5 protein-coding genes and 1 pseudogene are annotated in these 5,417 nt (G+C 64.7%); 1 reads left to right on the forward strand and 5 read right to left on the reverse strand.

Translation table 11 applies throughout. The annotated features are described in order from the left end of the window. Positions 1-809: 809 nt before the first annotated feature. Positions 810-1,370 carry a phosphohydrolase gene (locus tag QE494_RS16115; RefSeq protein WP_108616802.1) on the reverse strand — a complete coding sequence of 187 codons (561 nt, stop codon included), beginning with the start codon at positions 1,368-1,370 and terminating at the stop codon, positions 810-812. Between the two features lie 161 nt (positions 1,371-1,531). Here QE494_RS16115 and QE494_RS16120 point away from each other — a divergent pair, with 161 nt between their 5' ends. After that, positions 1,532-2,461 (forward strand): GlxA family transcriptional regulator, encoded by a 930-nt coding sequence (locus QE494_RS16120; protein ID WP_300044924.1) that lies wholly within the window; start codon positions 1,532-1,534, stop codon positions 2,459-2,461. 407 nt (positions 2,462-2,868) lie between these two features. On the opposite strand, the gene QE494_RS16125 is transcribed toward QE494_RS16120, so the two are convergent. The 4 genes and pseudogenes from QE494_RS16125 to QE494_RS16140 form a co-directional block, all read right to left on the reverse strand. Beyond that, positions 2,869-3,492, reverse strand: coding sequence for a tyrosine-type recombinase/integrase (locus QE494_RS16125; RefSeq protein WP_300044927.1), 624 nt, complete (start codon positions 3,490-3,492; stop codon positions 2,869-2,871). Positions 3,493-3,859: 367 nt separating this feature from the next. Further along, positions 3,860-4,213 carry a hypothetical protein gene (locus QE494_RS16130; protein WP_300044930.1) on the reverse strand — a complete coding sequence of 118 codons (354 nt, stop codon included), beginning with the start codon at positions 4,211-4,213 and terminating at the stop codon, positions 3,860-3,862. A 180-nt stretch (positions 4,214-4,393) separates the two neighbouring features. After that, positions 4,394-5,131, reverse strand: a complete 738-nt coding sequence (locus QE494_RS16135) for a sugar nucleotide-binding protein (protein ID WP_300044932.1) — start codon at positions 5,129-5,131, stop codon at positions 4,394-4,396. A 12-nt stretch (positions 5,132-5,143) separates the two neighbouring features. Continuing rightward, positions 5,144-5,417, reverse strand: a pseudogene (locus tag QE494_RS16140) (hypothetical protein); the annotation flags it as partial.

Here is a 5,417-nt window from a genome sequence, read left to right on the forward strand (position 1 = left end):
CTGGCCAAGAGTGTGACGGTGGAGTAAAGGGCGATTGAACCGCCCGTTGGTATTCTGGGTAATTAAAGTCGTAAACACGCAAATAAAGTCGTAAACAAGCCTCCAGCATTCATGCGGGTTTGCGGGGTGGTCATTTGTAACAGTAAAGTCGTAAACTCGAGCTTGACAGGTAAAGACGACCTAGAAATACGAAGCAAATCGCAGCCCTGTTTGGGCTTGTTGCTATATATAAAAGAGCGCTCAGTTTGAGCGCTCTTTTTCTTTGGTTTTTCCAGAAGTTCTTGCGGTCCGAGCAGCCCCTAAACGCTCCGATGACTGCAAGAGGCTGGCTGCGGCCATTCGTTTTTGGTCGGCCAACGACCGCAGTGTGCGAGACCGGCCTTTGGGGGCTTTGTTGGTCGGACGACAGCTTCACCTTCCGAAGCTGACAGTCAATGAATCGGCGTTCTTGTACAGCTACGTGCAAGATGCTGTTGGATCCAATGACAGCTTTCCCAAGCTGCAAATTAGCAATCGGCGGCGTCGGCGTGAACGGCGAACGAGTCTGCGGTTGTCGACTCCGTGCCCAAAGCCGAAGTTCGAGGTCAACGGCGAAGGACGGCAGCGCAGCGGTTGCCGACGATCGTAGCTCCCTCAGTCGGGGACTGGTCTCGACAACAAGCGGTCACCGCTGGACGGCAACTGTGGCGCGCCTGCAGTTAGGCTTGAAGGGGCTACGGGAACAGGGTCAATTCACGGTGGATACGACTTCAGCTGGCGAACGCCTGCGCCTCCGGTGCCTGAACCGCACCACCTAGGCCGGCTCGGGCTCACCATTTGACGATGCCGCGGGTCACCGCGATGCCGCCCTTCAGGGTGGAGCCACCATAGTCCCTGGCCAGGCGAAGCAAGGTGGCGTGAAAGCCCAGATTGGGAAACGCGGCTTCGACGGCGCGGATGTCCGATCGCGCAAGGCCCTTGCGCAGCAGCCCCTGGCTGGCGTCGATCCAGTCGGCCTTGCGGCAGGCCTCGATCACTTCCTGGTGGGGCCCTCGGTAGGGCGTGACCTTGTGGTGCCAGTGGATGGCACCAGCCAGCACAGCCGGGTCCAGGCCCCAACCGTGTCGCTGGTTGTCGGCCAAGGCCAGGGCTTCGGAAGGCTCCAGATAGGCCAGCGCGCCATCGCTCCACAGGCCGATGTCGTGGTACGCAAAAGCCGTCTCCACCAAACGCTCAGCGTCCGGCGCCTGAGCCAAGAAGTGCATGGCATAGCTGATGGCTCGGTAGACATGGTTGCGGTAGCCGGGCAGGTCCGCACCTATCTGCGGCTGGTAGCGGGCCAGCAAGGCCTCAACATGCGGGCGGTAGGTCTTGATGAGGATAGAGCTCATGGCGAAGCGTGTCGGTTCTTGAAAGAGTCACCATTGTTCGAGCCCGACGCCCGCGCCAACAGTGGCCGAAACGCCTTTTATCGCTAACATTGGGCCAAAGTTAATCGCCCCTCACGTTGCCACGTGCCCGCTGCGCCATGTACGTTTCCCTTTCCGTATGCGTGCTCGCTTTTGAACGCATCAGCCCGTTTCACCTGTCCGTTCCCTGCGTGGTGTTTGGTGAATCGCACCCCGGGGTGCCTGCGATGCAGCTCGAGATTTGTGCGGAGCGCCCCGGCCTGATCCCCAGCAGCGTCGGGGTGGGTCTGCAGGTCCAACAGGGCTTGCAGGCAATGGCCGCGGCGGATGTGGTGATCGTACCTAGCTGGTCCGACCCCGAGTTGCCGGCCTCGCCCCTGGTGCTGAAGGCCTTGCGCGCCGCCCATGCCCGAGGCGCACTCGTGGTAGGCCTGTGTCTCGGGGCTTTTGTGCTGGCCCAGGCCGGCCTGCTGGACGGGCGGCAGGCCGCCACGCACTGGGCGCATGCGGCGGACATGGCGCGCCTGCACCCCGAGGTGCAGCTGATGCCCGACGTGCTGTACGTGCAGGATGGCCAGGTCCTGACCTCGGCCGGAACCGCCGCCGCCCTCGATTGCTGCCTGCATCTGCTGCGCCAGCGCCTGGGCCAGGCCGTGGCCAACCGCGTGGCGCGCCGGCTGGTGACCGCGCCGCACCGGCAGGGCGGTCAGTTGCAGTTCATCGAACAGGCACTGCCCAGCACCGGGCGCCACGAACGCCTCAGCGGCTTGCTGCAAAGCCTGCAAACGCGCCTGCATGAAGGGCACAGCGTGGATGCCTGCGCGGCCCAGGTCGCCATGAGCCGGCGCACCTTCACCCGCCAGTTCCAGCAGCACACCGGGCAGGCCTTGGGCGACTGGCTGCTGCACGCACGGCTGCAACAAGTGCAGCAATTGCTGGAAAGCAGCGATCTGGGCATGGACGCGATTGCCGTGCAGACCGGGCTGGGTTCGGCCGCCTCGCTGCGCCGCCACTTTCGGCGCCGATTCGCCGTCTCACCGAGCGCCTGGCGCCAGGCTTTCCGGGGGCGATGAAGTTGCTCAGCCGGCCTTCAAATGGGCCTGGAGCAAAGGCACAAACAGTCATGTAGGTCGGGTCGCGACCCGCCGCCGAACCGATTGTGCAGGCTTCGACCTTGCCTATGCTGCGGTGGATGGCGGCTCTTGACCCGCCCTACAGCTTCCTCTGCATCGAGCGGTTGAGTGACTGCTTTCAGGCCGCCAATTCGGTGGATCGGAGGATCGCTCCGGGTCGATTGCTGAAATTCGACGAACTTCAGCTATGGGCACGTTTCTGCCGCTCAGCTTTGACATCTGAGCTTTCGGAGATGGCCAACAGCCGGCGATCGCGCAGGTGCTTGTAAGCGGCCGTCCGGTCCACGCCTTCAAACGCATTCCGCCCAGCCGTCGCTGCCGGCCGAGCGGAAATTGCCTTATCTCGATCAAATCTCGGTTTGTTCGGATATCTCCAGGGCATCGTCGACTTCGATGCCCAGGTACCGTACGGTGGACTCGAGTTTGGAGTGGCCCAGCAACAACTGAACGGCTCGTAGATTCTTTGTGCGCCGATAGATCAACGTTGCTTTGGTCCGTCGCATCGAGTGCGTGCCGTAATCCGCCCGATCTAGACCCAGTTCTTCCACCCAGCCTTCAAGAATCCGCGCGTACTGTCGCGTGCCCAGATGTGGCGATTCATGAATTCGGCTTGGGAAAAGGAAATCGTCAGACTTCAATGCCGCATGCTTGATCCATTTCTGTACAGCGTCACGGGTACCTGACGTGATTTCGAACTGCACCGGGCGCTGTGTTTTGTGCTGCATCACCATGGCGCGGGACGCGACCTGCTCGCCGTGGCAAATGTCCCGGACCTTGAGGCTGACGAGATCGCAGCCGCGCAGCTTGCTGTCGATGCCTAAGTTGAAGAGCGCCAGCTCACGCACCCGGCCTTCCATCTGAAGTCGAACCCGGAGTGCCCAGATGTCCTTGAGCTTGAACGGCGCCTTCTGGCCCACGATCTTGCCCTTGTTCCACGGCTCGCGATGAGCTTTGTCGGCTGCTGATCCCATGATGGTCTCCCATCGAGTTGAAGGCCCAACAAGATGCGCCGGCGCGCAACCGATGTCTTTGCACTGGGTCAATTAAGCTCTGCGAAAGCTGTATGCACTGAGCGTCCACTTTGTGGCGCAACAGGGAACTGCTTCTCCCGGCCAGGAGCCGACGTTCATGAAAGCTCGCTCCCTGGCATTCTGACAAGTTGGCCTCCGGATGCGTCAACGCTGGCTTGGCTTGAACTGTCCCGCCCACCTGAGGTCACGTTCAAGATTCCGAAGGCATCGTCAGTCACCCGGCGTACCTGGAACCACCACTTCAGGCCCTCCGGCTGGCGGAGACAGCGTCTCATGTTTCTTGCCGCGGCGGTAGATCCAGCCACTGTCAATGTGACGCCGAACATGGACGCCTGGCGCGGCTCAGGCAGCGTCGGTCTTGGCCCACCGTGCATGCCCGACCCATGGGCGGAGGCTCGAGCCCCAGGTGGGTCAGGAACCTCTCGACCACCGGCAGCTCCAGCATGGCCGCGATGTTCTTCAATTCCCAGGCGCCGCAGTTCGGGCAAAGGTGCATGTCGAAGTCGAAGACGCGCTTGAGCAAGCTCGCCCAGCTGATGCGGTGCGACAGCGCCTGGACGGTCTCGACCTCGCACTCGGCGGCGGCAGCGGCACCAGCGCGGCCAGCCGCTGTATGAACTCCAGCGGGCTCATCGCCAGGGGCGTGGCTCCGCCGTGCCACGGCGTCTTGAGCTTCAGCTCCCCATGCCCAGCGGCGTTGAGCTGCGCCCGCTGGTCCGATGGCGCCGGCCCGGTGATGCAGCGGCAGACACTGCCAGCGATGCCGCCGTCCTTCCGCGCCACATTCCGAGGGGCGGTGCCCGAGCACCAAGCCCTGTTGCGGGGCCGCTTCCTGAGTGCGCTATGCGCGCTGCAGCGGCAGCCGCGCCGACAGCGGCGGCACGACGGGCCCGCCCTTCAGGCGCTGGTCATGCCGGTAGTCCTCGTGCACGCGTAGCCGCCAATGCGTGCGGCCGTGCTGGCGCTGCAGCGCTGCACCAATCTCGGCCATGGTCCATCCTTCGTCGGTGTTGGCGTCGAGGTGGTGGATGCCGGGGTGCGCCAGCAGATCCAGCAGCGCCGAGGCGGTGTCGTGCAGGTGGCTGCAGGCCGGCCGCCACGCATGGCTCAAGGCCACCTCGCCCTGCTCGGCCTGCCAGCGGTCCAGCGCCGCGAGCATGGTGTTGCCCGTGGCCGCGTCGCCGATCTGCCAGCCCAGGCGCACAACGCTGGCCGAAGGGCACTCGGCCAGCACGGCATCCTCCGAGGCGATCTTCAGTCGCCCGTAGTCGTCGCGCGCGGTGCGTGGGTCGGCAGGGTGGTGCGGCCCGTCGGGCGCATGGTCGAAGACCATCGCAGTGCTGGTGAAGAGGAACGGCAGCCCGGCCTCGGCAGCCAGCCCGGCGAGCTGGCGGCTGCCGGCAGCGTCCGACAGGCCCAAGTGCGCCACTGCGTCAGGCTGCAGTTGGCGGAACGCGCCGCCTGACTCGAAGCCCGGCGCCTGTCGGTCCCAGCGCAGCACCGCGTGGCCCCGGGCCAGCGCGGCGGCCGCCAGCACTGGCGCCAGCGTGCCGCCCAGCCCGGTGATCAGCAGCCGCATGGTCCGGGCTCCTCAGCGGGGGCGGCTGGCCAGCCAGCCGTAGAGACTGTAGCTCACCAGGTCTGGCATGGCGTGGGCGGGGAAGGCCCGGACGAGCTCGTCACGCACGGCCTGCACGATGGGGCCTTGGCGCGCAGGGTCGGTCAGCGCCGCGCGATCGGCGCCCAGGTTCGCCTCCTGCCGCCCGATGGCCGCATCGACAGCGATCAAGTAGGCCTGCTGCTCGCCGATGGACTCGGCCACCGGCAGCGCCGGGCCGCGCCCCGCGAACCATCGCGCACCCGGC

This window comes from Ramlibacter sp. (assembly GCF_029866045.1).
Taxonomy (GTDB): domain Bacteria; phylum Pseudomonadota; class Gammaproteobacteria; order Burkholderiales; family Burkholderiaceae_C; genus Ramlibacter.

Excerpts from the sequence above, each read along its gene's own strand:
- QE494_RS16115 (WP_108616802.1), bottom strand. The coding sequence starts at position 1,370 with ATGAGCTCTATCCTCATCAAGACCTACCGCCCGCATGTTGAGGCCTTG.
- QE494_RS16125 (WP_300044927.1), bottom strand. The coding sequence starts at position 3,492 with ATGGGATCAGCAGCCGACAAAGCTCATCGCGAGCCGTGGAACAAGGGC.
- QE494_RS16135 (WP_300044932.1), bottom strand. The coding sequence starts at position 5,131 with ATGCGGCTGCTGATCACCGGGCTGGGCGGCACGCTGGCGCCAGTGCTG.